Origin of the sequence: Marichromatium purpuratum 984, from assembly GCF_000224005.2 — a bacterium.
Classification (GTDB): Bacteria; Pseudomonadota; Gammaproteobacteria; order Chromatiales; family Chromatiaceae; genus Marichromatium; species Marichromatium purpuratum.
The window spans coordinates 3,545,318-3,567,856 of sequence record NZ_CP007031.1 but is presented as its reverse complement, the minus strand read 5'-3'; the positions used below and the strand labels follow the sequence as shown (position 1 = coordinate 3,567,856).

The following is a 22,539-nucleotide window of genomic DNA, read 5'->3' as shown; positions in this document are numbered from 1 at the left end:
CTCAGAAGACCCATTGGAATGCGAATGCGCAAGGTGTGAGCCACCATGCGGCGGGGGAGGCACTGCTCCGCCCCCGCGAGCGCTGTAATCCATCCATGGATAGGGGTGAATCAGCATGAAGATCCTGGTCGTCGATCATGAGACCTCGGCACGCGAACGGCTGCGTCAGCTGCTCGCCGAGACCGAGGGAGACCACGAATTGGCCGGAGAGGCCTGCAACGGACTCGAGGCGATCGAACGTTGTCGCCGCCAACCCATCGACCTCGTACTGCTCGACTTGCAGATCCCCGGACTCGACGGCCTGCAGACGGCGGCGCGTCTGGCCACCCTGGAGCGCCCGCCACGGGTGGTCTTGATGACCCCCGGCGAGCGTGCCCGTGGTGGCGAGCTGCTGGCCCCGCCGGCGGTGCTCGAGCGGCTCGACAAGCCGGTCGAGGGGGAGCGGCTGGAGGCGGTGCTGCGACGCAGCCAGGGTCTGGCCTGGGGGCGTCAGGCGGCCAACCGGCCCTCCTGGCCGGGCGGGAGCGAGGAGCGACGCAGCGAGATCAGCGCGCCCTATCGCGGCAGCGTGGTGCGGGTGGCGGTGCGTGATGTCGTCTATCTGCAGGCCGAGCACAAATACGTCACCGTCTACCACGCCGAGGGCCAGCTGCTGGTCGACGAGTCACTGCGCTCCTTCGAGCGCGAGTTCCCCGAGTTGTTCCTGCGTATCCATCGCAATGCACTGGTCGCGCGCACTCGGCTGGAGGGGCTGGAGAAGCGCCCCGATGGCTCGACCGTGGCGCGGTTGCGGGATCGTCCCGAACGGCTGACGGTGAGTCGTCGTCATCTCGCCCAGATCCGTCGCTGGCTGCGCGCGGGGCCGTGATCGCTGAGGGCGGCCGCGGGTTTGGGACCCGTCGGGTCGTCCCCGGAGCCGCAGACCGATCCAGTCCGGCCCCCCCTCGTATTGATCGCCGCATGGTGGCGCGACTGGTCCGCGGGTACCGATCATCGTGGTGGCTGGCGCGGCCCTCCGAGTCGGCCGACCTCGGCCGCCTGCTGGCGATCGGTGGCGATGATGTCTGTGACCGACCTTCGCCGAGGAGCGGCCGATCGCCGTCGACGCACGTCTCGGAGCTGCGGCGAGAGAGTGGGCGGCGTGGTTCGGGGCCAGGGGCGAGCGCGGCGGGGATGGTGGCGAGCGGGGGTGAAATGCTTGCATCTAATTGAATTCCCGTGCTAGGATCCCGCTTCTTTATGTACTCAAACGCTCGACGACTTCGTAGAGATCTTCGCCATGTCCAAGGTATGCCAGGTAACCGGTAAGCGTCCCATTACCGGCAACAATGTCTCGCACGCTCACAACAAGACCAAGCGTCGCTTCCTGCCGAATCTGCACGTTCACCGCTTCTGGGTGGAGAACGAGAACCGCTGGGTGCGTCTGCGGGTCTCCGCCAAGGGCATGCGGATCATCGACAAGAAGGGCATCGACACCGTGCTCGGCGATATCCGCGCACGTGGCGAGCGCGTCTAACCGGAGAATCCACCATGGCCAAGGCAGCACGCGAAAAGATCCGTCTCAACTCGAGCGCAGGGACCGGTCACTTCTACACCACGACCAAGAACAAGCGCAATCAGCCCGGCAAGATGGAGATCAAGAAGTTCGATCCCGTCGTTCGCCAGCACGTGATGTACAAGGAAGGCAAGATCAAGTAAGTCCGCCCATGCGGCATGATCCGACCCTGCAGTCGACCGAGCGCCGGTCGCGATCTCGGTGCCCCGCGCCCGAGCATCGATCAAAGCCCGCATGTCGCGGGCTTTTTTCGTGTCGGTCTCTCGATCATCCGGCGTCGTCGATGAGATAGGCATGTTCCGCCGGGGTACCGCTCAGCGGTGAGTCCGGCTCCGGGCGCCATTCGAGCCAGCGTTCGATCTCCTCGGCCAGCGCCAGGTCCAGATCGGTGACCCCACCGGCCGAATGGGTGCTGAGCCGGATCCCGACGTGGTCGTAGCCGAGTTCCAGCTCGGGGTGATGCCAGGCAAGCTCGGCGAGATGCGCGATGGCGTTGGCCGCGAGCAGTGTCGCCCGCCAGCCGCTGGTGCGATAGTCGCGTCTCAGCGCGCCGTCCTGGTGACGCCAGCGTGGCAGCGCTTGGTTCAGCCGCCGGGTGATATCCGGTGATGACAGTGGTCGTGGGGTCGCCATGGTCGTCGCTCCTCCGCAAGTCCGCGGGCGCGGCTGCGTCCCGCCTCGTCGCTTCGAGAGTGAGGGTGGGACGACGCATCGCCAAGCCTGCCAGCGGTCGTCAGTCACGAGAACCGATCACCGATGCCCGATCGCCACTCGGCGGGTCCGCTGATCCGCGAGTTCCCCTATGTCGAGGATTGCACGACGTGTTTCGCGTCGCTGCTGCGCCGCCGCTGGCCGGTGTGGCTCGACAGCGGCCGCCCCTTCACCGATCAGGGGCGCTACGACATCCTCAGCGCCGATCCACGCCTGGTGCTGGTGACGCGTGGGAACGAGACCACGCTGACCGATGTCGACGGTGTCAGGCGCCGCTCCGACGCCGACCCCTTCGCCCTGCTCGCCGAGGCCCTCGGTCCGTCACACCCCTGCCCCGATGGACTGCCCTTCGCCGGTGGCGCCATCGGTTTCTTCGGCTATGACCTCGGGCGTCGGCTGCAGGGGTTGCCCGCGCGCGCGCACGCGCCAGGCGCGCCACCGGATCTCGCCGTCGGGCTCTATGACTGGGGCCTGGTGGTCGATCATCACGAGCGGCGCGCCTGGCTGTTCGCCCCCACCGATGACGCACTCGATCGGCGCGCGCGCCTGCTCGGGGCGGCGGCGCCGCAGCTGCCGGCCTACCGCACCCACGGACCGGTGCGTCCAGACTGGTCGCATGCCACCTATGTCGAGGCGATCGCGCGCATCCATGCCTACCTGCGCGCCGGCGACTGTTATCAGGTCAACCTCGCCCAACGCTTCTCGGTGCGTGCGAGCGGTCATCCCTGGCACGCCTATCGGCTGCTGCGTGAACTCAATGCCGCGCCCTTCTCGGCCTATCTGCAGGGGCCGGACTGGCAGGTGCTGAGCTCCTCGCCCGAGCGTTTCCTGGAGGTTCGCGAGGGACGCGTCGAGACCCGGCCGATCAAGGGTACCCGTCCGCGCGATCCCGATCCGGCGCGCGACCGTGCCTTGGCCGAGATGCTGCGACTCAGCCCCAAGGATCGCGCCGAGAACCTGATGATCGTCGATCTGCTGCGCAACGACCTGGGGCGGGTGTGCGACTACGGCAGCGTGCGCGTGCCGGCGCTGTTCGCGATCGAGCACTATGCCCGGGTGCATCATCTGGTGAGCACGGTCAGCGGACGGCTCGCGCCCGGCCGCTCCGCCGTCGAACTGTTGCGCGCGGCCTTCCCCGGCGGCTCGATCACCGGCGCCCCCAAGCGCCGGGCGATGGAGGTGATCGACGAACTCGAAGCGGCGCCGCGCGGTCCCTACTGCGGTGCCATCGGTTATCTCGGCCGGGACGGCGCGATGGATACCAACATCGCCATCCGCACCCTGGTGCACGCTGCGGGTCGGACCCGGCTGTGGGCCGGTGGCGGCATCGTCGTCGATTCAGAGGCCGAGGCCGAATATCGCGAGACCCTCGACAAGGCCGCCCCGCTGCTCGAACTGCTCGAACGGTTGCGTGATCGCAACGGCTGAGTACGACCCGTCGGGACGTGGAGGTGGCTGGACGTTGCGCCGGGCTGTTCTATGATCGATCCCCGGTGGGGCGTCATCGTGTCCGTGTGGCGCCGCCCCGCACATCATCGAACCCAGCACGAGGCGCACACCGATGTCCGACCGACCCGATACCCAGGCCGTGAAGTCCTATCTGCTGACCCTGCAGGATCGTATCTGCGAGGCATTGCGCGACACCGACGGTGGCGCCGATTTTCGCGAGGATCTGTGGGAGCGCCCCGAGGGCGGTGGCGGACGCACCCGGGTGATGCAGGACGGGATGCTGTTCGAGCAGGGCGGGATCAACTTCTCGCACGTGCGCGGCGAGGCCCTGCCGGCGGCGGCGAGCGCCTCGCGCCCGGAACTGGCCGGGCGCAGTTACGAGGCGATGGGGGTCTCGCTGGTGGTCCATCCGCAGAACCCCTATGTGCCCTCATCGCACCTCAATGTCCGTTTCTTCCTCGCCGAGCACCCCGAGGACGACCCGGTGTGGTGGTTCGGCGGCGGCTTCGACCTCACCCCCTATTACGGCTTCGAGGAGGACGCGGTGCACTGGCACCGCAATGCCCGGGACGCCTGCGCGCCCTTCGGCGAGGATCTCTATCCGCGCTACAAGCGCTGGTGCGATGACTACTTCTTCCTGCCGCACCGCAACGAGCCGCGCGGTATCGGCGGGATCTTCTTCGACGACTTCGACCAGGGCGGCTTTGCCAACAGCTTCGCCTTCACGCGCAGCGTCGGCGATCACTATCTCAGCGGTTACCTGCCGATCGTCGAGCGGCGCTGGGCGCATGTCTACGGTGAGCGTGAGCGCGACTTCCAGTGCTATCGGCGTGGGCGCTACGTCGAGTTCAATCTGGTGTGCGATCGCGGCACCCTGTTCGGGCTGCAGTCGGGGGGGCGCACCGAGTCGATCCTGGTCTCGCTCCCCCCTGAGGTGAGCTGGCGCTATGACTTCACCCCCGAGCCCGGCAGCCCCGAGGCCGAACTCCACGAGCGCTTCCTCGCGCCACGCGACTGGTTGACCGAGAGCGCTTGAATCGTGGTCTTGCCGCCGTCGCGACTGGAGCCGCGACGGCGGCTGAGCTATGTTATCCGGCTGAAGCGCCGGGATGGGCCCGGGCGCCCAGGATTCGTCCCCGAGGTTTGATGTCGATGTCACCCCTTGATACTTCGCGTGCCGCCTTCCCCGTCACCCGCATGCGCCGGATGCGTCGCGACGACTTCTCGCGCCGGATGATGCGCGAGACCACCCTGACCCCGGACGACCTGATCTATCCGGTGTTCGTGCTGGAGGGCAAGGGCGAGCGCGAGGCGGTCGAGTCGATGCCCGGGGTCGAGCGTCTGAGCATCGACCTGCTGGTCGAGGAGGCGCGCGAGGTCCACCGTCTGGGCATTCCGGCGATAGCGCTGTTCCCGGTCACCCCCGATTCGGCCAAGTCGCTCGACGCGCGCGAGGCCTTTAACCCCGACGGCCTGGCGCAACGCGCGGTGCGCGCGATCAAGGACGCGGTGCCCGAACTCGGCATCATGACCGACGTCGCCCTCGACCCCTTCACCACCCACGGCCAGGACGGGCTGATCGACGAGCAGGGCTACGTGATGAACGAGCCCACCGTCGAGGTGCTGGTGCGTCAGGCCGTCTCTCATGCCGAGGCCGGCGCCGACATCGTCGCCCCCTCCGACATGATGGACGGGCGCATCGGCTCGGTGCGCGCCGCGCTCGAGCAGGACGGCCATATCCACACCCGCATCATGGCCTACTCGGCGAAGTACGCTTCGAGCTACTACGGCCCCTTCCGTGACGCCGTCGGCTCCTCGGCCAACCTCGGCGCGGGCAACAAGTACACCTATCAGATGGACCCGGCCAACTCCGACGAGGCGCTGCACGAGGTCGGTCTCGACCTCGCCGAGGGCGCCGACATGGTGATGGTCAAGCCCGGCATGCCCTATCTCGACATCGTGCGTCGGGTGAAGGACCAGTTCGGCGCGCCGACCTTCGTCTACCACGTCAGCGGCGAGTACGCGATGCTCAAGGCCGCGAGCATGAACGGCTGGCTCGACGAGCGCGCGGTGGTGCTCGAGGCGATGGTGTCGATGAAGCGCGCCGGTGGTGACGGTATCCTCACTTACTATTCCAAGGACATCGCCCGCTGGTTGGGGGCCTGATCCGCTGATGTCCCCGGGCGCTCGCGTTGCGCGAGCGCCCTTGATCGACAGTTTCCTGACCCGCGCCGGGCCTCCGGGGCGGGTCGTTTGCGAATGCGCCTCACCGCGCCGGACAGGTCGCCCCGAGATGCTCCATCGTTACGCCGTCATCGGCAACCCGATCGAACACAGTCAGTCGCCGACGATCCACGCCGCCTTCGCCCAGCAGTGCGGGGAGGCGATCGACTATGGTCGGATCCTCGGTGATCGGCACGATTTCGCCGGCGATGTCCAGCGCTTCTTCGCCCAGGGCGGACTCGGCCTGAACGTTACCCTGCCGTTCAAGGAACAGGCTTGGGCACTGGTCGAGGAGCGCAGCGAGCGCGCCGAGGTCGCCGGCGCGGTCAACACCCTGATCGCGCTCCCCGACGGCCGGCTGCGCGGTGACAACACCGACGGCATCGGGCTGGTGCGCGATCTCGCCGACAATCACGGCTTCGACTTCGCCGGCACCCGGGTGTTGCTGCTCGGCGCCGGCGGTGCGGCGCGCGGCGCGCTGGTGCCGCTGCTCGAGAGCGGGCTGCGCGAGCTGGTGATCGCCAATCGCACCCCGGAGCGTGCCCACACCCTGGCAGCGCTGGGTTCGGGCGCGGTGCCGGTCTCCGGCTGCGGCTTCGAGGCGCTGGCCGGCGAGCGCTTCGACCTGGTGATCAACGCCACCTCGAGCGGGCTTTCGGACACGGTGCCGCCGATCCCCGCCGATCTGCTCGCCGTCGGCGGCTGGACCTATGACATGCTCTACGGCGCCGAGCCGACCGCCTTCTGTCGCTGGGGGCGGGCACATGGCGCGGCGTGCAGTCTCGACGGGCTGGGCATGCTGGTCGAGCAGGCCGCCGAGTCCTTCCGGCTGTGGCGCGGGGTGCGTCCGCGCGCCGCCGAGGTCATCGCCATGCTGCGCGCCGCCGACTGAGCGCGCCGCAAGTCCCCATCACGCAGGAGCGGGTCATGGAGCCGAACCACATCCCCGGGCGCCGCGAGCGCCAACTGTTGCGCGGCCAGGACAATCCGTTCTTCGGTTGGCCGCCGGCACCGCTCGATCCGGCGGCGCTGGAGGCCGCGCGCGCCGCCGACCAGGCGGCGCTCGCGCGTTTTCGCGAGCGCTTCGCGCAACAGCTGGAACGTGCCGCCAAGCTCGGCGAGCACGGCGATGGCACCGAGGTGATGGCGCTCAAGGAGACGCTCGAGCAGCTCTACGAGGAGAGCTTCGGGTTGCCCGCGGCGCTCGAGCGCGAACGCGAGGCGCTCGCCGGGCTGATCGAGACGATCGCCCGCAGTCTCGCTCGCGCCACCCGCGAGGACCCCGAGGCGAGCGCCGCGCTGGCCGAGTTCGAGCGCGCCCGCGCGACCCATTTCGCGCTGCTGCGCCAGCCGCTGGTGGGCGATCTGCTCGACCCCGAGGGGCCGATCGGGCCGACCGAGCTGCTGCCGACCCTGCTCAGCGTGCCCGCCGAGGAGTTCGACGCCGCGCTCGCGCTGTTCGACGAGCTGCAGCGCCGCACCCTGGCGCGCGACGGCGAGGCGCTGCTCGCACGACTCGAGGCGGCGGACGTCGACTGCGTCGAGCCACGTCGCCGGCTTGCCACATTGCTTGACACCGCCCGCTGAACGCCCTGGTCGCGGGCGAGGTTTCCCGGACGCGCGGACTCCGTCCGCCGTCCATCTTCGCGACGACAACGACTGAGACTGCTTCATGACCAACAAGATCTCCGCCGTGGACGCCTTGCGCCGCCTGCGTGATGGCAACCGCCGCTTCGCCGCCGAACTCCGCGCCTCCAACAACGCGATCACCCATGCCGACTTTGCCAGTCTGCTGTCGGGCCAGAGTCCTTTTGCCATCGTCCTCGGCTGCTCGGACTCGCGGGTCCCGGCCGAGCTGGTCTTCGATCAAGGGTTCGGCGATCTGTTCGTGATCCGGGTGGCGGGCAACATCGTCGCCCCCTCGCAGGTCGGTAGTGTGGAGTTCGCCGCCTCGCGTTACGGCACCAAGTTGGTGGTGGTGCTGGGCCATTCCTGCTGCGGCGCGATCAATGCCACCTTGGAGACCATGCTCGACGGTGCCGACAGCGAGTCGCGCAACGTCGCCGCCATCGTCGATCGGGTGAAGCCCTCGGTCGAGGGGCTGCTCGAGACCGAGCTGCGTGAAGACCGCGAGGCGCTGCAGCATGCCGCGGTGCGCGCCAACGTACGCGCCTCGGTCGACCATTTGCGTCACGGCTCGGCGATCCTCGAATCGCTGATCGAGCGCGAGGGGCTGCTGGTGGTCGGCGCCGAGTACTCGCTCGAGACCGGGCTGGTCGACTTCTTCGACGGCGTGCCCGAGGGCTGGGATCAGGAGTAACCCGTTCGCGCCTGGGCCTGCGCCGGGCTCAGGCGTTTGCCGCCAGTCGTGCCAGCGGATGTTGGCGGTAGAAGGCGCGCAGCTGCGCATAGACCGCCGGATAGGTCTCCACCAGCAGCTCAGGCCACTCGAAGAAGTACTCGCTCATCACCGCGAAGAACTCCGCCGGCGACTCGCTGGCATAGGGGTCGATCGTGGTCTCCTCGTCGGCGTCGACCCGGGCGCAGAGGTCTGTATAGGCAGCGGCGAGTTCACGCTGCCAGTCGGCGCTCGACATCCCCGGGTGCAGCGGCGGGCAGCCGTTGGGCGCGCCGGCGCGCATGTCGAGCTTGTGGGCGAGTTCGTGGATGACGACGTTGTAGCCCTCGCCGCGGCCACCGGCGGCGACATCGGTCCAGGACAGGATCACCGGGCCCTGTTCCCAGGACTCGCCGCTCTTGGCCTCCTGTTCGATCCACACCACGCCGTCGTCACCCATCACCTCGCGCTCGGGGACGAACTCCTCGGGATAGACGATCACCGCGTACCACCCACGGTACCAGTCGAGCCCCAGCTCCAGCACCGGCAGTGCCGCCTGCAGCGCGAGACGCAGCCGCTCGGTGGCCGTGAGCGCGACGCCCTGGGCGTACTCGATGCGTTTGCTGCGGAGGAACTCGAGCGCCATGGCCTCCAGCCGTTCGGCCGTCTCCGGGTCGAACCCGGCGAGCAGCGGCAGCGCCTCCCAGGCCGCCTCCCAGTCGCGCGTCGAGAACATCCGGTTCACCCGCTCGATCCGGCGCGCCCGCCACCACTGACTCAGCGCGCCCATGCGCGCCGTCCGTCCGCTGCCTGATCCATCGAGGGGCTCCTGTGAAGGCGAGTTAAAGAGGGCATTGAAACCGATCAGGGGCGCGGGGCAAAGGGGGGCGATCAGCCGCCAGCCGCCAGCCGCCAGCGGCCAGTCGCCAGTTGCCAGTTGCCAGTTGCCAGCCGCCAGTCGCCAGTCGCCAGTCGCCAGGAATTTTGAACCGCAAAGGCTCAAAGGGCGCGAAGAGGGGGGAGAGCTACCAGCTACCAGCTACCAGCCGCCAGCGGCCAGTTGCCAGTTGCCAGTTGCCAGTTGCCAGTTGCCAGTTGCCAGTTGCCAGGAATTTTGAACTGCAAAGGCCCAAAGGGCGCGAAGGGGGGAGAGCTGCCAGCTACCAGCCGCCAGCTACCAGCTACCAGCGGCCAGTTGCCAGTTGCCAGTTGCCAGTTGCCAGTTGCCAGTTGCCAGTTGCCAGCGGCCAGCGGCCAGCGGCCAGCCATCAGCCGCCAGCGGCCAGCGGCCAGCCGCCAGTCGTGGGGCGAGAGGTGGTGAGATGACGCTCGCTGGCGGCTGAAGGCTGACCGCTGGCGGGGCTCCGGCTTGATGTCGGTCGTGACTCCACGCACTATTGGGCCATCGTGGGGTTGCGAGCCGAGCCACTCGGCAGGGAGATCCATGCAACGGACGCCATCGCTCCTGGTCACCATCGCGCTCTCGCTGGTGCTGCTGGTACCGGTCGGTTGGTTGCTGTTCGAGCGCCTGCCTCCATCCGCCCCCGGGCCTGTCCTCACATCGGCGCCACCGGGTGGCGACTTCACCCTGACTTCCGCCGCTGGCCCGGTGAGTCTGTCGGCGCTGCGCGGCAAGGTCGTGCTGATCTATTTCGGCTACACCTGGTGCCCGGACATCTGTCCGACCAACCTCGCCATCATCGCCCATGCCCTCGGCCAGCTGACCCCGGAGGTCCGCGAGCGCGTCCAGGTGCTCTTCGTCAGCGTCGACCCCGAGCGAGACGACCCCGAGCGGCTGCGTCAGTACACCGCCTATTTCCATCCTGGGATCATCGGCCTGACCGGCACCCCGGAGCAGTTGGCCGAGATCGCCGCGCGTTATGGCGCGGCCTATCGGCGGGTCGAGCAACCGGACTCGGCGCTCGGCTATCTGGTCGATCACTCGGCCAATACCGCGTTGGTCGATCCGGAGGGGCGCCTGGTGGGGCAGCTGCCCCATGCCACCGCGCCCGAGCGGATCGTCGAGCGGATCTACGGGCTGCTCGGTCTCGCGCCGACCGGGGCGGCTGGCCCATCCATCCCGGAGGAGTCGTCATGAGAAGTCTGCTGTTGATGCTGCTGCTGTCGTGCTGGCTGTCGCCGCTGTGGGCGGTCCAGCCCGACGGCGTGGTGGTCCACGAGGCCTATGTGCGTGCCGTGCCGCCGGGGCAGCCCAACAGCGCGGCCTTCATGGTGCTGGAGAACGGCGACGCGGTGGACCGGGCCGTGGTCGCGGCGACGAGCCCGGTGGCCGAGGTGGTCGAGCTGCACACCCACCGCGAGGAGGGGGGGATGATGCGGATGCGCCGGATCGAGCGTATCGCGCTACCCGCTGGCGAGCGGGTGCGTCTCGCCCCCGGTGGCCTGCATGTGATGTTGATCGGGCTGCGACAGCCCCTGCGGGTCGATGAGCTGGTGGCGCTGGAGCTGCAGCTCGACGACGGCTCCCGGATCGGACTCGATGTGCCGGTGCGCGCGCTCGGGGCCGGCATGGGCCACCAGGGCCATTGAGGCGTCGCGCGCCTCGATCCTGGTCTCGGTGAAGGGGGTTCGGGATCTTTACGCCTGTTGACCTGTCTCTGCAGGGACAGGTCGGGAACGGCGTGTAATTTGACCCATATGACGAAATTCTGATATATATCGCAGGATTTTCTCCACCTTCTTCCTCGAGGCCCTCCCGTCACCGGACGGCGGCGCGGCCATGAACCACGAACACTGGGCATTTGCAATGATGAAGACTTGGCTGATTTCGGTTTCGGCGGCGGCGGTATTGATGAGCGGCGCGGCGATGGCCGCGGACGGATTCGAACTGGGCGACCCCAAAGCGGGCGAGGCCAAGGCGAAGGCGATCTGTCAGGCGTGTCACGCAGTTGACGGCAACAGCATCGTACCGCTGTGGCCGAAGCTCGCCGGTCAGCACCCCGAGTACGCCTACAAGCAGCTGGTGCAGTTCAAGAACGGCGAGCGTTACAACGTACAGATGACCCCGATGGCGATGCCGCTGACCGAGAAGGAGATGCGCGACGTCGTCGCCTACTACTCGCAGCAGGTGCAGACCGGTGGTGTTGCCGATCGTGAGCTGGCCGCACTCGGCGAGAAGATCTATCGCGCCGGCAATCCCCAGAGCGGCGTGCCCGCCTGCAGTGGCTGTCACGGGCCGGCCGGCATGGGCCAGGGGCTGTCCAAGTTCCCGCGTCTCGCCGGTCAGCACGCCGACTACGTCAAGCAGACGCTCGAGTATTTCCGCAAGGGCGAGCGCGCCAACGATCCCAACGGCATGATGCGCGGCGTCACCGCGCGCATGACCGACCAGGAGATCGCCGCGGTGTCGCAGTACATCCAGGGTCTGCGCAACGACTGATCCAGCGACCGCGCACATCACGCGAAAGGGCAGCCTCGGCTGCCCTTTTTTCTTTTGTGGCCCGGTGCTTGGTCGGATCGACGCGCTGTGCTAGGGTCTGGCCACCGACGAGCAGCCCGACGAGCCGAACATGCGGCAACTGAATCTGCTGAGCTACAACGTCCAGGCGGGGATCTACTCGCGTCGGTACAGCGACTACTTCACCAACAGCTGGAAGCATCTGCTGCCGCACTCCGAGCGGTTGATCAACCTCGCGCGCATCGCCCAGCTGCTGCAACGCTTCGATGTGGTCGGGCTGCAGGAGGTCGACGCCGGCAGTCTGCGCAGCGCCTATGTCGATCAGATCCAGTATCTCGCCCGGCAGGGCGCCTTCCCGCACTGGTATCGGCAGGTCAATCGTAACCTCGCCCCCTTCGCTCAGCACAGCAACGGCCTGCTCAGTCGGCTGCGCCCGCAGCGGGTGAGCGAGCATCGCCTGCCGGGGTTACCCGGACGCGGGGTGATGGTGGCCGAGTTCCCCTTCGAGCAAGAGGGCCGCCTGGCCGTCGGCATCGTCCATCTCGCCCTCGGCTGGCGAGCGCGCCGACGCCAGTTCAGCTATCTGCTCGAGTTGGCCGAGGCCTATCCTTACCTGGTGCTGATGGGAGACTTCAACTGTGGCTGCGGTTCCAAGGGGCTGCGTGCCATGGTGGTCGACTCGGGGATGCGCGGTCTCGACTGCGAGCGCAAGACCTTCCCGAGCTGGCGTCCCCGCCACAATCTCGACCACATCCTGGTCTCGCGCCCGTTGCGGGTGATCAGCGCCGAGGTGATCGACTACGCACTCTCCGACCACCTGCCGCTGAGTACCACCATCGAGCTGCCCGAGGGGTTGCGCTTCGCCGAGCTCGGTGTCCCGCGCCGCGTCGCCAACCCGCTGGTCTAGTCCGCATCGGCCCCGCGCAGGTGGCGCCCGACGGCGATCCAGCTCCCCACCAGTCCGAGCACGATACCGGTGAGCACCACCACCAGGGTGCCGTCGAGTCCCAGTCCGGCGAGCCGGAACTCGCCGCCGTAGAGTGCGGCGAGTCGCGACACCGAGCCCTGCAGCGCCCCGGTCGAGAAGGTCACCAGCAGGGTGGCGCAGAGCCCGCCGAGCAGTCCGTACCAGGCACCGGCATAGAGGAAGGGGCGGCGGATGAAGGCGGCGGTGGCGCCGACCAGCTCCATGATCTCGATCTCGCCGCGGCGGTTGAGGATCTCCAGCCGGATGGTGTTGCCGACGATCAGCAGGACCCCGAGTCCGAGCAGGGTGCCGAGCAGCAGGGTGGCGCGCTCGGCGAGGGCGAGGATCGCCTGCAGCCGTTCGATCCACAGCGTGTCCATGCGTGCGAAGTCGGCCTCGGGCAGGGTCACCATCTGCTGTTCGAGTACGCGCAGCTGCTCGGGGTTGGAGTGAACGGGGTCCGGGTAGAGTGCCAGGACCGTCGGCAGCGGGTTGACGTCGAGCGCCTCGAGCGCGCCCTCGAAGCCGCCGAACTCCTTGAACTCGGCGAGCGCTTGGTCGGGCTCGATCAGCTCGACACGAGCCAGCTCGGGGCGGGCGCGCAGGCGCTCGGCCAGCGCCCGTGCCGCGCCGCTGTCGACCTCGTGACGGAGAAACAGCGAGATCGCCGCGGTCTGGTCCCAGCGCCCGGTCATCGCGCGCAGGTTGTCGGTGCCGACATAGAGGGTGGCCGGGAGCGCCAGCGAGATGCCGATCACCGCCACCGTCATGGTCGTCGGCAGCGGCATGCCGAACAGCCGGCGCAGCGACTCGCGGGCGCTGCGCAGATGGTGGGCGAGCCAGATCAGCGGCAGCTCGGAGGGACGGGTGGTAGGGCGACGGACGCGTGACATGCTCACCAGCCCCCGGAGTCGTTGACCAGGCGACCATCGGCCAGGGTCAGGGTGCGATAGGGCATGCGCGCCACCAGGCTGAGATCGTGGGTGGCGATCAACAGGGTTACGCCGACGTACTGGAAGCGCTCGAACAGCTCGAAGATCTCGCGCGAGAGTTCGGGGTCGAGGTTGCCGGTGGGTTCGTCGGCGAGCAGCAGCGGCGGGCGCGCGACCACCGCGCGGGCGATGCCGACACGCTGTTGCTCACCGCCGGAGAGCGCCACCGGGGTGGCGCGCTCGCGCTTGAGCAGGCCGACGTGATCGAGCGCGGCACGCACCCGTCGGCCGATCTCGCGCTGGCCGTAGCCCATCACCTGCAAGGGCAGGGCGACATTGTCGAATACGCTGCGATCAGCGAGCAGGCGGTGGTCCTGGAAGATCATCCCGACCTGACGGCGGTGCAGCGGGATCTGACGTCGGGGCAGGGCGCCGAGGTCGCGTCCGTCGACCACCACGCGCCCGCGGCTGGGGCGCTCGAGCAGCCCGATGAGGCGCAGCAGGGTGCTCTTGCCCGCGCCCGAGTGACCGGTGAGGAAGGCCATCTCGCCGGCGGCGAGCGCGAAGCTGATGTCGCTGAGCGCCTCGCCACGTTCGGGGTAGCGCTTGTGGACGTGGTCGAACTCGATCATCGCGCGGTGCACTCCGGGCACGGCCCCGGCGCGGTCGCCGGGGTGGCGGTTGGGCGGCTCGGTTGCGCCTCCAGCGGCGCTCAGCCGAGCAGGGCGTCGACGAACTCGTCGGCGTCGAAGTAGCGCAGGTCCTCGATCGACTCGCCGACCCCGATGAAGCGGATCGGCACCCGCAGCCGTTCGGCGATCGCGAACACGATCCCGCCCTTGGCGGTGCCGTCGAGCTTGGTGAGGGTGATGCCGGTCAGTCCCACCGCGCGGTGGAAGTGCTCGGCCTGGGTGAGGGCGTTCTGCCCGGTGGTGGCGTCGACCACCAGCATCACCTCGTGCGGTGCCTCAGGGTCGATCTTCTTCATCACCCGCGCCACCTTGCTGAGTTCGTCCATCAGGTTGCTCTTGGTGTGCAACCGTCCGGCGGTGTCGGCGATCAGTACGTCGGTGCCGCGCGAGGTCGCCGCCTGCACCGCGTCGTAGATCACCGAGGCCGAGTCGGCACCGGTGTGCTGGGCGATCACCGGGATGCGGTTGCGCTCGCCCCAGGTCTGGAGCTGCTCGACGGCGGCGGCGCGGAAGGTGTCGCCGGCGGCGAGCATCACGCTGTTGCCCTCCTCCTGCAGCCGCTTGGCGAGTTTGCCGATGGTGGTGGTCTTGCCGGCGCCGTTGATGCCGACCATCAGCAGTACCTGTGGCTTGCCCTCGGCGGGCTGGGCGACCGGAGCCTCGACCTGTTCGAGGATGCCGCGCAGCTCCGCCTTGAGGGCCTCGACCAGTGCTTGCGGATCGGTGAGGGTCTTGCGCCGTACCTGTTCGGTGAGATCGCCGATGATCCGGGTGGTCGCCTCGATGCCGACATCGGCGGTGATCAGCAGGGTCTCGAGTTCTTCGAGCAGCTCGTCGTCGATCCGCTTGCGCCCGAGCAGCAACTCACCAATGCCGCCGCCGAGCTTGACGCGGGTGCGGCTGAGCCGTTCGCGCAGCCGCCCGAACAGCTTGCCGCCGCCCTCTGCTTCGGGCTCGGGAGCCTCATCGGGGAGATCGGGCAGTTCGAAGGCGACGGGCTCGTCGCTCGGCTGCTCGAGTGAGCGCGGCACGAAGGTACGTTGTGGCGGTTCGGGTTCCGGGGTGGGTTCGGGTGCCGCGACCGGTGCGGGCGGCACCGGCGCCGCAGTCTCGACCTCCGCGACCGGTGTCTGCTCGGGTGTCGCGGTCTTGTCCTTGCCGCCGCCGAACAGACGTCCGAGCAGGGGCTTGCGCGACGATTGTTCCCGCGCCTCGGTTGCAGGCGCGTCGTTGGATGCGGTCTTGTGCTTCTTTCCGAAACCAAACATATCGACGGGGATTCTCGTATTGATGGGGGCGGTGCGCGTAGGCGCCGAGCGGGACGGTCACGACCGCCCCGGGATGTCGCAATGCTAACAGATCGGTGGCTGATCGCCGCCAGGCGCCAGCTATCAGCCACCAGTCGCCAGCCACCAGCTTCCAGTCGCCAGTCGCCAGTCGCCAGTTGCCAGTTGCCAGCCACCAGCCACCAGCCACCAGCCACCAGCCACCAGCCACCAGCCGTCGGCGGGTTTGGATTGCGGGTGGTCGCGTGGGACCGTCAGGATTGCATGGGCGGCGCACGGTGCGTCGCAATGGCGTAAAGGCGGAGAAAGCCACCAGCGCGGTCGGCTTGGCAAGGTGCAGCGTGCCCGGCGAGCACGGGTGGGTCGATGGGGTGCGTGACCGGGACCGGCTCGGTGCCGATCATTGGCGTCGGTGCACGGTCACGCATCCCATCCTACGTCTCGCCCCCTTCGTGTCCTTCGCGTCTTTGTGGTTGGATCTCCCGCTGGCCGCTGGCCGCTGGCCGCTGGCTCGCCATTGCGCTTCGACGCTGCCCGGAACTCGGGGACCGGTTAAGCTGACCATATCTATCGTCTCTGTCCTTCCGACTATGGGGTGTCCATGTCACGACGATTCATCGCGACCCTGGTCTGTCTGCTGCCGCTGGCGGCGGGTGCGAGCCAGACGGTCTACCAACACCAACTCGACAACGGGCTCAAGATCCTGGTCAAGCCCGATCATCGCGCTCCGGTACTCACCAGCCAGGTGTGGTATCGGGTCGGTTCGAGCTACGAGTACGGTGGCATCACCGGTATCTCGCACCTGCTCGAGCACATGATGTTCAAGGGCACCGAGCGACTCGCCCCGGGCGAGTTCTCGCGCATCATCGCCGCCAACGGTGGTGAGGAGAACGCCTTCACCAGCCGCGACTACACCGCCTATTTCCAGAACCTCGCCAGCGATCGGCTGGAGATCGCCTTCGAGCTCGAGGCCGAGCGCATGCGCAACCTGGCGCTCGACCCGGGCGAGTTCGCCAAGGAGCTGGAAGTGGTCAAGGAGGAGCGGCGGATGCGCACCGACGACGATCCGCAGTCACTCACCTACGAGCGTTTCAACGCCACCGCTTACGACGCCTCGCCCTACGGCATCCCGGTGATCGGTTGGCCGGGGGATCTCGCCGAGGTGCAGGTCGAGGACCTGCGTGACTGGTATCAACAGTGGTACGCCCCCAACAACGCCACCCTGGTGGTCGCCGGCGATGTCGATCCCGAGCAGGTCTTCGCCCTCGCCGAGCATCATTTCGGGCCGTTGCAGGCCGAGCCGATCGCGACCCCGAAGGGCCGTCCCGAGCCCGAGCAGCTCGGCGAGAAGCGGCTGCGGGTCAAGGCCCCGGCGCAGGAGCCCTATCTGCTGATGGGCTACAAGGCCCCGGCGGTGATCGATGCCGAGACCGCGTGGGAGCCCTATGCGCTCGAGGTGTTGGCCTCGGTGCTCGACGGTGGCAAGAGCGCGCGCCTCGAACGCAAGCTGGTGCGTGGGCGCGAGGTGGCCGCCTCGGTCGGCGCTGGCTACAGCGCCTTCGGGCGACTGCCCGGGCTGTTCCTGTTCGAGGGCGTTCCCGCCCAAGGCCACGCCATCGACGAACTCGAACAGGCGCTGCGCGACGAGATCGCGCGGCTGCAGAACGAACCGGTCGAACCCGCCGAACTCGAGCGGGTGCGCAACCAGCTCATCGCCGACAAGATCTACGAGAAGGACTCGCTGTTCTATCAGGGCATGCAGCTCGGCCAGCTCGAGGCCGTGGGGCTCGGTTGGGAGTTGGCCGATCGCTATGTCGACGCGCTCGCCGCAGTGACCCCCGAACAGATCCAGGCGGTCGCGCGCAAGTATCTGGTGGCCGACCGGCTCACCGTCGCCGTGCTCGATCCGCAACCGATCGACCCCGCCGCCGCACCCGCGTCCGCCACGTCCCATCGAGGAGCCGCCCATGTCCGCTGATCGTTTCCGCCCGCGCGTCTGGCTCGGCGCCCTGCTGCTGTGCGCCGCCGGGCTCGTCCAGGCCACCCCCGAGATCCAGACCTGGGAGACCGACAACGGCGCCCGGGTGCTGTTCGTCGCCGCGCCAGGGTTGCCGATGGTCGATCTGCGCGTAGCCTTCGACGCCGGCAGTGCGCGCGACGGCGCCCGTCCCGGGTTGGCCTCGCTGACCGCGGCGATGCTCGCCCAGGGCGCCGGTGAGTGGGACGCCGACACCATTGCCGCGCGTCTCGAGGGTGTCGGCGCCGAGTTCGGCAGCGGGGTCGATCGCGACATCTTCTCAGTGTCGCTGCGCAGCCTGACCCGCGAACCGGCGCTCGACACCGCCCTCGATACCCTCGCCGCGCTGCTCGCCGCGCCGCGCTTCCCCGCGACCGATCTCGAGCGGGTGCGCGAGAACCGCCTGGTGGCGCTGCGTCAGCAGCAGGAGTCGCCGCGTACCCAGGCTAGCCGCGCCTTCTATCGGGCGATCTATGGCGATCACCCCTATGCCGAGGACCCGACCGGTAGCGCCGAGGGGGTGAGTGCGATCACCCGCGACGATCTGGTCGCCTTCCACCAGCGCTATCTGGTCGGTGCCAACGCGGTGGTGGCGATCGTCGGCGCGCTCGATCGCGCCGGCGCCGAGCGGCTCGCCGAGCGTGCGGTCGGCACCTTGCCGCGCGGCGAGTCGGCGCCGGCGCTGCCCGAGGTGGCGGCGCTCGCGCAGGGCGTGCAACAGCGCATCGCCTTTCCGTCGAGCCAGACGGCGGTGCTCGCCGGTCAGCCGGGGATGCGTCGCGGCGATCCCGACTACTTCGCGCTCTATGTCGGCAACCACATCCTCGGCGGCAGCGGGCTGGTCTCGCAGCTGATGCACGAGGTGCGCGAGCAGCGCGGACTGTCCTACAGCGTCTACAGCTACTTCCTGCCGCTGGATCGGCTCGGTCCCTTCCTGATGGGGCTGCAGACTCGCAACGATCAGGCCGAGCAGGCGATCGCGGTGATGCGCGAGACCCTCGAGCGTTTCATCGCCGAGGGGCCGACCGAGGACGAACTCGAGGCCGCCAGGCGCAACATCACTGGCGGCTTCCCGTTGCGCATCGACAGCAACGGCGACATCGTCCAGTACCTGGCGATGATCGGTTTCTACGAGCTGCCGCTCGATCATCTTGCGCGCTTCGCCGAGCGTGTCGAGGCGGTCGATGCCGCGCAGATCCGCGATGCCTTCGCGCGCCGGGTCGATCCCGAGCGGATGGTGCTGGTGCAGGTCGGCGGGGGTGCGGGGCAGACGGCGCGGGTCGATGAAGCCGAGTAGGTCGGGGCAGCATCAGCTGCGCATCGTCGGTGGCCGCCATCGCGGTCGCCGGCTGCCGGTGATCGATCAGCCGGGGCTGCGCCCGACCGCCGATCGGGTGCGCGAGACCCTGTTCAACTGGGTGGCACCGACGATCGCCGGGGCGCGCTGTCTCGACCTCTTCGCCGGCAGCGGCGCGCTCGGGCTCGAGGCCTGCTCGCGCGGCGCCGGCGAGGTGGTGCTGATCGAGCGCGCCGCGGCGGCGGCGCGTCAGCTCCAGGTCAATGTCCGCACGCTCGGCGAGCAGTCGGTCGAGGTGATCCGCGCCGATGCCTTGGACTGGCTCGCCACCACCCCGCCGCGCCCCTTCGACCTGATCTTCCTCGACCCGCCCTTTGCCGAGGACCTGCTCGCCCCGGCGCTGACGCGGCTGGTCGAGGACGGCTGGGTGGCGCCGGGTGGGCGTCTCTATGTCGAGCGCGGACGTCAGGAGGGGTTGCCGGAGGCGCCGCCGGGCTGGGTGCTGCTGCGCGACAAGTGCGCCGGGCAGGTCCGTTACGGGCTGCTCGCCGAGGACGTCGAGTGAGGTCGTTTTAGAATCAGTCGCCAGTCGCCAGTCGCCAGTCGCCAGTCGCCAGTCGCCAGTCGCCAGGAATTTGAACCGCAAAGGCCCAAAGGGCGCGAAGGAGGGATGAGCTTCTTCAGCCGCCAGGGGACAGCTGACGGTCTCGGGTGGGGTGCGCGGGCGGGGTGCGCGTGGTATTGATGAGCGATCGTTCTTCTTCACGGTCGCCTCATCATGCTGCCCCTCGATACCGCGCTGTTGTTCTTCGCCGCCTCGGTCGCTCTGGCGCTTGCGCCCGGGCCGGACAACATCTTCGTGCTCACCCAGTCGGCCCTGCACGGTCGGCTGGCGGGGCTCTTCGTCACCCTCGGGCTGTGCACCGGGGTGATGCTCCATACCGCCGCGGTGGCGCTCGGCGTGGCCGCGCTGTTCGCCGCCTCGGCGCTCGCCTTCACCGTGCTCAAGGTGCTCGGCGCGCTCTATCTGCTCTATCTCGCCTGGCAGGCGTTCCGCGCCGGGGCCTGCGCGCTCGACGGCAGCGGCGCCACCGCGCCGCGCCGCGCCCAGCTCTACGCCCGTGGCGTGTTGATGAGCACCACCAACCCCAAGGTGGCGATCTTCTTCCTCGCCTTCCTGCCCCAGTTCGCCGACCCCGCGCGTGGCCCGCTGACCCTGCAGCTGTTGCTGCTCGGGGCGCTGTTCATGCTCTCGGCGCTGCTGGTGTTCTCCGCCATCGCCTGGTCCTCGGGCACCCTCGGCGCCCGGCTGCGCCGCTCCCCCCGCGCCCAGTTGATCCTCAACCGGGTGGCCGGCACCGTCTTCGCCGGCCTCGCCCTCAAGCTCGCCACTGCCTCGCGCTGAGGCGGGCGCCAGCCGTCGGCTGCCAGCCACCAGCCACCAGCTACCAGTCGCTAACCTTCCTCACTGGTCGCTGATAGCTGATGGCTGGCGGCTGAACTCTAGAACTCCAACCCCTTGACCTTGCTGCGAAAGTCGCGGGTGACGGCCTCGAGGTCCTGGTCGCTGGCAATCACCCTGGGGGTGAGGATCACCACCAGCTCGGTGCGGTTGGCCTTCTTGCTGCGTTCGCCGAACAGGGCGCCGGCGATCGGCAGGTCGTAGAGCCCAGGCACGCCCTGCTTGCCGTCCTCGCGCTGGTCCTGGATCAGTCCGCCGAGCACCACCGCCTGGTTGGAGCGCACCGCCACCGAGCTGGTGATGTTGCGGGTCTGGAAGGTGGGCGAGTCGAGGTTTGAACTCTCGGTGGTGGCTACGGTGCTGACCTCCTGCTCGATCTCCATCTGCACCATGCCGCCGGGGGTGACGCGCGGCCTCACCGACAGCATCACCCCGGTGTCGCGGTACTCGATGCTGTTGACGATGCGGTCGGTGGTCGAGGTGCTCTGTTGCTGGGCGGTGGCCACCGGCACCTGCTGGCCGACCTGCATCTTCGCCGTCTGGTTGTCGAGCACCATCACCGAGGGCGAGGAGAGCACGTTGACGAGGTTGCGCCCGGCTAGCGCGCTGAGGGTGGCGCGGATGGTGTCGGGGCGCGAGATCACCGACCAGGTGAAGCCGGGGAAGATGGCGCCGATACCCGAGTCCTTGGCGCCGTCGAGGGTGCCGTCGAGACGGAAGTTGCTGCGCTGGTCGGCGGTGGCGAGGCCGAAGAAGTCCCACTGCACGCCGTATTCGAGATTGCCGGTGAGGGTGATCTCGACGATGGTCGCCTCGACCAGCACCTGCAGCGGGACGATATCGAGCTGCTTGAGCGCGTCGAGGATCTTCTGATAGTCGCGGGCGCTGGCCTTGATCAGCAGCGAGTTGTTGACCGCGTCGGCGACGATGCTGACCCCGGTGTCGAGACGATGGGCGCGGGTCTGGGGGCGGGCGCTCGCGGCCTCGCCACCCTCGCCGTCGGCATCGAGGGTGACCCGTTCCATCCCCGGGGCCACCGCGCCGAGGCTGCGCTGCCCCTCGCCCCGACCGCCCCCGAACAGCTCCGAGAGGATCTCGGCGAGTGATTCGGCGTTGCCGTGACGGACGCGATAGACGAACAGCCGCTCGGTCGCCTCGCCCGAGGCCTCGGCCATGTCCAGACGTTTGATCCAGTCGCGTGCGCGTTCGACATAGCGCTGTTGCGGCGAGACCACCAGCAGCGCGTTGGCGCTCTCGATCGGGACGAAGCGGAACACCCCGTCGAGCGCGCCGCCCTCCTTGGTGTCGAGCAGGGTGGTGAGCTGCTCGACCACCGCCTCGGCCTTGGCGAACTCGAGCATGAAGAAGCCGACCGAGAGCCCGGCCATCCAGTCGACGTCGAACACCCGGATGGTGTCGAGCAGGTTGGCCATCTCCGGGCCGGTGCCGGCGATCACCACCAGGTTGCGCTGGGTGTCGACGCGCAGGATGCTGCCTTCGGGGGCGAGGGGTTCGAGGATGCGCCCCATCTCGGCGGCGCCGATATAGCGCAGCGGCACCACCTGGACGCTGTAGCCGGCCGGCAGCGCACGGCTCGACTCGCCGAGCTGGGGGACCACCTGGCCCTGCAGCGCGTTGGTCAGCGGCAGGATCTGGTAGCCGCCGCCGCGCTCGACCAGTGCCGCGCCGTTCATCCGCAGCAGGGTCTCGAGGGTCGGCAGCAGATGCTCGCGTCGCAGCGCCTGGGCCTGCAGCGAGACCTCGCCCTGTACCGCGGGGTGGAGCACATAGTCGCGCTGCAGCACCTCGCCGAGGATCACCCGTACCACCTCGCGGATGTCGGTACGCTCGAAGTTGAGGGTGACCTCGCCCGGGGTGGTGTCGACCTGGGGGCGGGCGATGCGCTGCACCACGGCGCCGCTGCCGGGGTCGATGAAATCGCGGGTGCGGGCGCGGGTGTCGCCGTCGCCGAGTGCGATGGTGGTGGCGCTGGTGCCGCCAGGGTGTTCGCCACCGCGCTGGCGCTCGGCATCGACGACGTGTCCGGCCGGGTCGCCGAGCCTGAGCGTGGGGTCCCAGTCGGCGCGCTCGCAGCCACCGAGCACGAGCAGGACCAGCAGCGTCAGCAACAGGCCGCTGGTGGTGCGTGGTCTGGGGTCTGCGTCCATGGGACCTCGGGTCTCGATCTGGCT

Annotated in this window: 23 protein-coding genes; 17 read left to right on the top strand and 6 right to left on the bottom strand. The window is 68.7% G+C overall.

Translation table 11 applies throughout. The features are described 5' to 3' along the window. Positions 1 to 115 precede the first annotated feature (115 nt). From MARPU_RS15500 to rpmG, 3 genes are all read left to right on the top strand, one after another. On the top strand, positions 116 to 868 hold the full coding sequence (locus tag MARPU_RS15500; protein ID WP_005222978.1) for a LytR/AlgR family response regulator transcription factor: 753 nt from the start codon (positions 116 to 118) through the stop codon (positions 866 to 868). Positions 869 to 1,279: 411 nt separating this feature from the next. Further along, positions 1,280 to 1,516 (top strand): 50S ribosomal protein L28, encoded by a 237-nt coding sequence (rpmB, locus tag MARPU_RS15495; protein WP_005222976.1) that lies wholly within the window; start codon positions 1,280 to 1,282, stop codon positions 1,514 to 1,516. A 14-nt stretch (positions 1,517 to 1,530) separates the two neighbouring features. Then, entirely contained in the window at positions 1,531 to 1,698 is a 168-nt protein-coding gene (gene rpmG, locus MARPU_RS15490) for a 50S ribosomal protein L33 (protein ID WP_005222974.1), read from the top strand. 124 nt (positions 1,699 to 1,822) lie between these two features. On the opposite strand, the gene MARPU_RS15485 is transcribed toward rpmG, so the two are convergent. Continuing rightward, positions 1,823 to 2,188: a 4a-hydroxytetrahydrobiopterin dehydratase gene (locus tag MARPU_RS15485; RefSeq protein WP_005222969.1), complete on the bottom strand. Its 366-nt coding sequence runs from the start codon at positions 2,186 to 2,188 to the stop codon at positions 1,823 to 1,825. A 123-nt stretch (positions 2,189 to 2,311) separates the two neighbouring features. On the opposite strand from MARPU_RS15485, the gene pabB reads away from it, so the two are divergent. From pabB to MARPU_RS15455, 6 genes are all read left to right on the top strand, one after another. Further along, positions 2,312 to 3,694 carry an aminodeoxychorismate synthase component I gene (gene pabB / locus MARPU_RS15480; protein ID WP_005222967.1) on the top strand — a complete coding sequence of 461 codons (1,383 nt, stop codon included), beginning with the start codon at positions 2,312 to 2,314 and terminating at the stop codon, positions 3,692 to 3,694. Between the two features lie 133 nt (positions 3,695 to 3,827). Then, complete coding sequence (gene hemF, locus MARPU_RS15475; protein ID WP_005222965.1) at positions 3,828 to 4,751, top strand: oxygen-dependent coproporphyrinogen oxidase; 924 nt, start codon at positions 3,828 to 3,830, stop codon at positions 4,749 to 4,751. A gap of 116 nt (positions 4,752 to 4,867) precedes the next feature. Then, positions 4,868 to 5,881, top strand: coding sequence for a porphobilinogen synthase (gene hemB, locus MARPU_RS15470; protein WP_005222963.1), 1,014 nt, complete (start codon positions 4,868 to 4,870; stop codon positions 5,879 to 5,881). Between the two features lie 127 nt (positions 5,882 to 6,008). Continuing rightward, positions 6,009 to 6,830, top strand: a complete 822-nt coding sequence (gene aroE / locus MARPU_RS15465; RefSeq protein WP_005222961.1) for a shikimate dehydrogenase — start codon at positions 6,009 to 6,011, stop codon at positions 6,828 to 6,830. Positions 6,831 to 6,865: 35 nt separating this feature from the next. Continuing rightward, on the top strand, positions 6,866 to 7,525 hold the full coding sequence (locus tag MARPU_RS15460; RefSeq protein ID WP_005222959.1) for a hypothetical protein: 660 nt from the start codon (positions 6,866 to 6,868) through the stop codon (positions 7,523 to 7,525). Positions 7,526 to 7,610: 85 nt separating this feature from the next. Beyond that, a complete protein-coding gene (locus tag MARPU_RS15455) occupies positions 7,611 to 8,258 on the top strand; it encodes a carbonic anhydrase (protein WP_005222957.1) in 648 nt (215 codons plus the stop codon). A 28-nt stretch (positions 8,259 to 8,286) separates the two neighbouring features. Here the strand turns inward: MARPU_RS15455 and MARPU_RS15450 are convergent, their stop codons facing one another. Beyond that, the gene (locus tag MARPU_RS15450) at positions 8,287 to 9,066 is read right to left on the bottom strand and encodes a M90 family metallopeptidase (protein WP_005222948.1); all 780 of its coding nucleotides are present in this window, start codon (positions 9,064 to 9,066) and stop codon (positions 8,287 to 8,289) included. 654 nt (positions 9,067 to 9,720) lie between these two features. Here MARPU_RS15450 and MARPU_RS15445 point away from each other — a divergent pair. The 4 genes from MARPU_RS15445 (at position 9,721) to MARPU_RS15430 (ending at position 12,601) form a co-directional block, all read left to right on the top strand. Then, positions 9,721 to 10,374, top strand: a complete 654-nt coding sequence (locus tag MARPU_RS15445; RefSeq protein WP_005222944.1) for an SCO family protein — start codon at positions 9,721 to 9,723, stop codon at positions 10,372 to 10,374. Beyond that, entirely contained in the window at positions 10,371 to 10,826 is a 456-nt protein-coding gene (locus MARPU_RS15440) for a copper chaperone PCu(A)C (RefSeq protein WP_005222943.1), read from the top strand. The genes MARPU_RS15445 and MARPU_RS15440 overlap by 4 nt, the downstream gene beginning before the upstream one ends. A 217-nt stretch (positions 10,827 to 11,043) precedes the next feature. Further along, a complete protein-coding gene (locus MARPU_RS15435) occupies positions 11,044 to 11,676 on the top strand; it encodes a c-type cytochrome (RefSeq protein ID WP_025275396.1) in 633 nt (210 codons plus the stop codon). Between the two features lie 130 nt (positions 11,677 to 11,806). Further along, positions 11,807 to 12,601 carry an endonuclease/exonuclease/phosphatase family protein gene (locus tag MARPU_RS15430; protein ID WP_005222941.1) on the top strand — a complete coding sequence of 265 codons (795 nt, stop codon included), beginning with the start codon at positions 11,807 to 11,809 and terminating at the stop codon, positions 12,599 to 12,601. Here the strand turns inward: MARPU_RS15430 and ftsX are convergent. From ftsX to ftsY, 3 genes are all read right to left on the bottom strand, one after another. Next, a complete protein-coding gene (gene ftsX / locus MARPU_RS15425; protein WP_005222940.1) occupies positions 12,598 to 13,554 on the bottom strand; it encodes a permease-like cell division protein FtsX in 957 nt (318 codons plus the stop codon). The two genes, MARPU_RS15430 and ftsX, sit on opposite strands and share 4 nt — an antisense overlap. Positions 13,555 to 13,556: 2 nt before the next feature. Further along, positions 13,557 to 14,225 (bottom strand): cell division ATP-binding protein FtsE, encoded by a 669-nt coding sequence (gene ftsE, locus MARPU_RS15420; RefSeq protein ID WP_005222939.1) that lies wholly within the window; start codon positions 14,223 to 14,225, stop codon positions 13,557 to 13,559. 80 nt (positions 14,226 to 14,305) lie between these two features. After that, positions 14,306 to 15,553, bottom strand: a complete 1,248-nt coding sequence (gene ftsY, locus MARPU_RS15415) for a signal recognition particle-docking protein FtsY (protein ID WP_005222938.1) — start codon at positions 15,551 to 15,553, stop codon at positions 14,306 to 14,308. A gap of 619 nt (positions 15,554 to 16,172) precedes the next feature. On the opposite strand from ftsY, the gene MARPU_RS15410 reads away from it, so the two are divergent. The 4 genes from MARPU_RS15410 to MARPU_RS15395 all read left to right on the top strand — a co-directional run bounded on the left by MARPU_RS15410 (position 16,173) and on the right by MARPU_RS15395 (position 20,290). Then, a complete protein-coding gene (locus MARPU_RS15410) occupies positions 16,173 to 17,549 on the top strand; it encodes a M16 family metallopeptidase (RefSeq protein WP_005222937.1) in 1,377 nt (458 codons plus the stop codon). Then, complete coding sequence (locus MARPU_RS15405; protein WP_005222935.1) at positions 17,539 to 18,885, top strand: M16 family metallopeptidase; 1,347 nt, start codon at positions 17,539 to 17,541, stop codon at positions 18,883 to 18,885. Before MARPU_RS15410 ends, MARPU_RS15405 begins: the two co-directional genes overlap by 11 nt. Beyond that, positions 18,872 to 19,450 carry a 16S rRNA (guanine(966)-N(2))-methyltransferase RsmD gene (gene rsmD, locus MARPU_RS15400; RefSeq protein ID WP_005222933.1) on the top strand — a complete coding sequence of 193 codons (579 nt, stop codon included), beginning with the start codon at positions 18,872 to 18,874 and terminating at the stop codon, positions 19,448 to 19,450. The genes MARPU_RS15405 and rsmD overlap by 14 nt, the downstream gene beginning before the upstream one ends. Positions 19,451 to 19,663: 213 nt before the next feature. Next, positions 19,664 to 20,290, top strand: a complete 627-nt coding sequence (locus tag MARPU_RS15395) for a LysE family translocator (RefSeq protein ID WP_005222931.1) — start codon at positions 19,664 to 19,666, stop codon at positions 20,288 to 20,290. A gap of 98 nt (positions 20,291 to 20,388) precedes the next feature. Here the strand turns inward: MARPU_RS15395 and gspD are convergent, their stop codons facing one another. Continuing rightward, positions 20,389 to 22,515 carry a type II secretion system secretin GspD gene (gene gspD / locus MARPU_RS15390; RefSeq protein ID WP_005222930.1) on the bottom strand — a complete coding sequence of 709 codons (2,127 nt, stop codon included), beginning with the start codon at positions 22,513 to 22,515 and terminating at the stop codon, positions 20,389 to 20,391. Between the last annotated feature and the right edge of the window lie 24 nt (positions 22,516 to 22,539).

Bases quoted from the DNA above. Each gene is read 5' to 3' on its own strand.
- rsmD (WP_005222933.1), top strand. From the start codon at position 18,872: ATGAAGCCGAGTAGGTCGGGGCAGCATCAGCTGCGCATCGTCGGTGGC.
- MARPU_RS15410 (WP_005222937.1), top strand. From the start codon at position 16,173: ATGTCACGACGATTCATCGCGACCCTGGTCTGTCTGCTGCCGCTGGCG.
- MARPU_RS15435 (WP_025275396.1), top strand. From the start codon at position 11,044: ATGATGAAGACTTGGCTGATTTCGGTTTCGGCGGCGGCGGTATTGATG.
- MARPU_RS15485 (WP_005222969.1), bottom strand. From the start codon at position 2,188: ATGGCGACCCCACGACCACTGTCATCACCGGATATCACCCGGCGGCTG.
- MARPU_RS15500 (WP_005222978.1), top strand. From the start codon at position 116: ATGAAGATCCTGGTCGTCGATCATGAGACCTCGGCACGCGAACGGCTG.
- MARPU_RS15455 (WP_005222957.1), top strand. From the start codon at position 7,611: ATGACCAACAAGATCTCCGCCGTGGACGCCTTGCGCCGCCTGCGTGAT.
- pabB (WP_005222967.1), top strand. From the start codon at position 2,312: ATGCCCGATCGCCACTCGGCGGGTCCGCTGATCCGCGAGTTCCCCTAT.
- ftsE (WP_005222939.1), bottom strand. From the start codon at position 14,225: ATGATCGAGTTCGACCACGTCCACAAGCGCTACCCCGAACGTGGCGAG.
- ftsY (WP_005222938.1), bottom strand. From the start codon at position 15,553: ATGTTTGGTTTCGGAAAGAAGCACAAGACCGCATCCAACGACGCGCCT.
- gspD (WP_005222930.1), bottom strand. From the start codon at position 22,515: ATGGACGCAGACCCCAGACCACGCACCACCAGCGGCCTGTTGCTGACG.
- MARPU_RS15445 (WP_005222944.1), top strand. From the start codon at position 9,721: ATGCAACGGACGCCATCGCTCCTGGTCACCATCGCGCTCTCGCTGGTG.
- MARPU_RS15430 (WP_005222941.1), top strand. From the start codon at position 11,807: ATGCGGCAACTGAATCTGCTGAGCTACAACGTCCAGGCGGGGATCTAC.
- ftsX (WP_005222940.1), bottom strand. From the start codon at position 13,554: ATGTCACGCGTCCGTCGCCCTACCACCCGTCCCTCCGAGCTGCCGCTG.
- rpmG (WP_005222974.1), top strand. From the start codon at position 1,531: ATGGCCAAGGCAGCACGCGAAAAGATCCGTCTCAACTCGAGCGCAGGG.
- MARPU_RS15460 (WP_005222959.1), top strand. From the start codon at position 6,866: ATGGAGCCGAACCACATCCCCGGGCGCCGCGAGCGCCAACTGTTGCGC.
- hemB (WP_005222963.1), top strand. From the start codon at position 4,868: ATGTCACCCCTTGATACTTCGCGTGCCGCCTTCCCCGTCACCCGCATG.
- aroE (WP_005222961.1), top strand. From the start codon at position 6,009: ATGCTCCATCGTTACGCCGTCATCGGCAACCCGATCGAACACAGTCAG.
- hemF (WP_005222965.1), top strand. From the start codon at position 3,828: ATGTCCGACCGACCCGATACCCAGGCCGTGAAGTCCTATCTGCTGACC.
- MARPU_RS15395 (WP_005222931.1), top strand. From the start codon at position 19,664: ATGCTGCCCCTCGATACCGCGCTGTTGTTCTTCGCCGCCTCGGTCGCT.
- MARPU_RS15450 (WP_005222948.1), bottom strand. From the start codon at position 9,066: ATGGGCGCGCTGAGTCAGTGGTGGCGGGCGCGCCGGATCGAGCGGGTG.
- MARPU_RS15405 (WP_005222935.1), top strand. From the start codon at position 17,539: ATGTCCGCTGATCGTTTCCGCCCGCGCGTCTGGCTCGGCGCCCTGCTG.
- MARPU_RS15440 (WP_005222943.1), top strand. From the start codon at position 10,371: ATGAGAAGTCTGCTGTTGATGCTGCTGCTGTCGTGCTGGCTGTCGCCG.
- rpmB (WP_005222976.1), top strand. From the start codon at position 1,280: ATGTCCAAGGTATGCCAGGTAACCGGTAAGCGTCCCATTACCGGCAAC.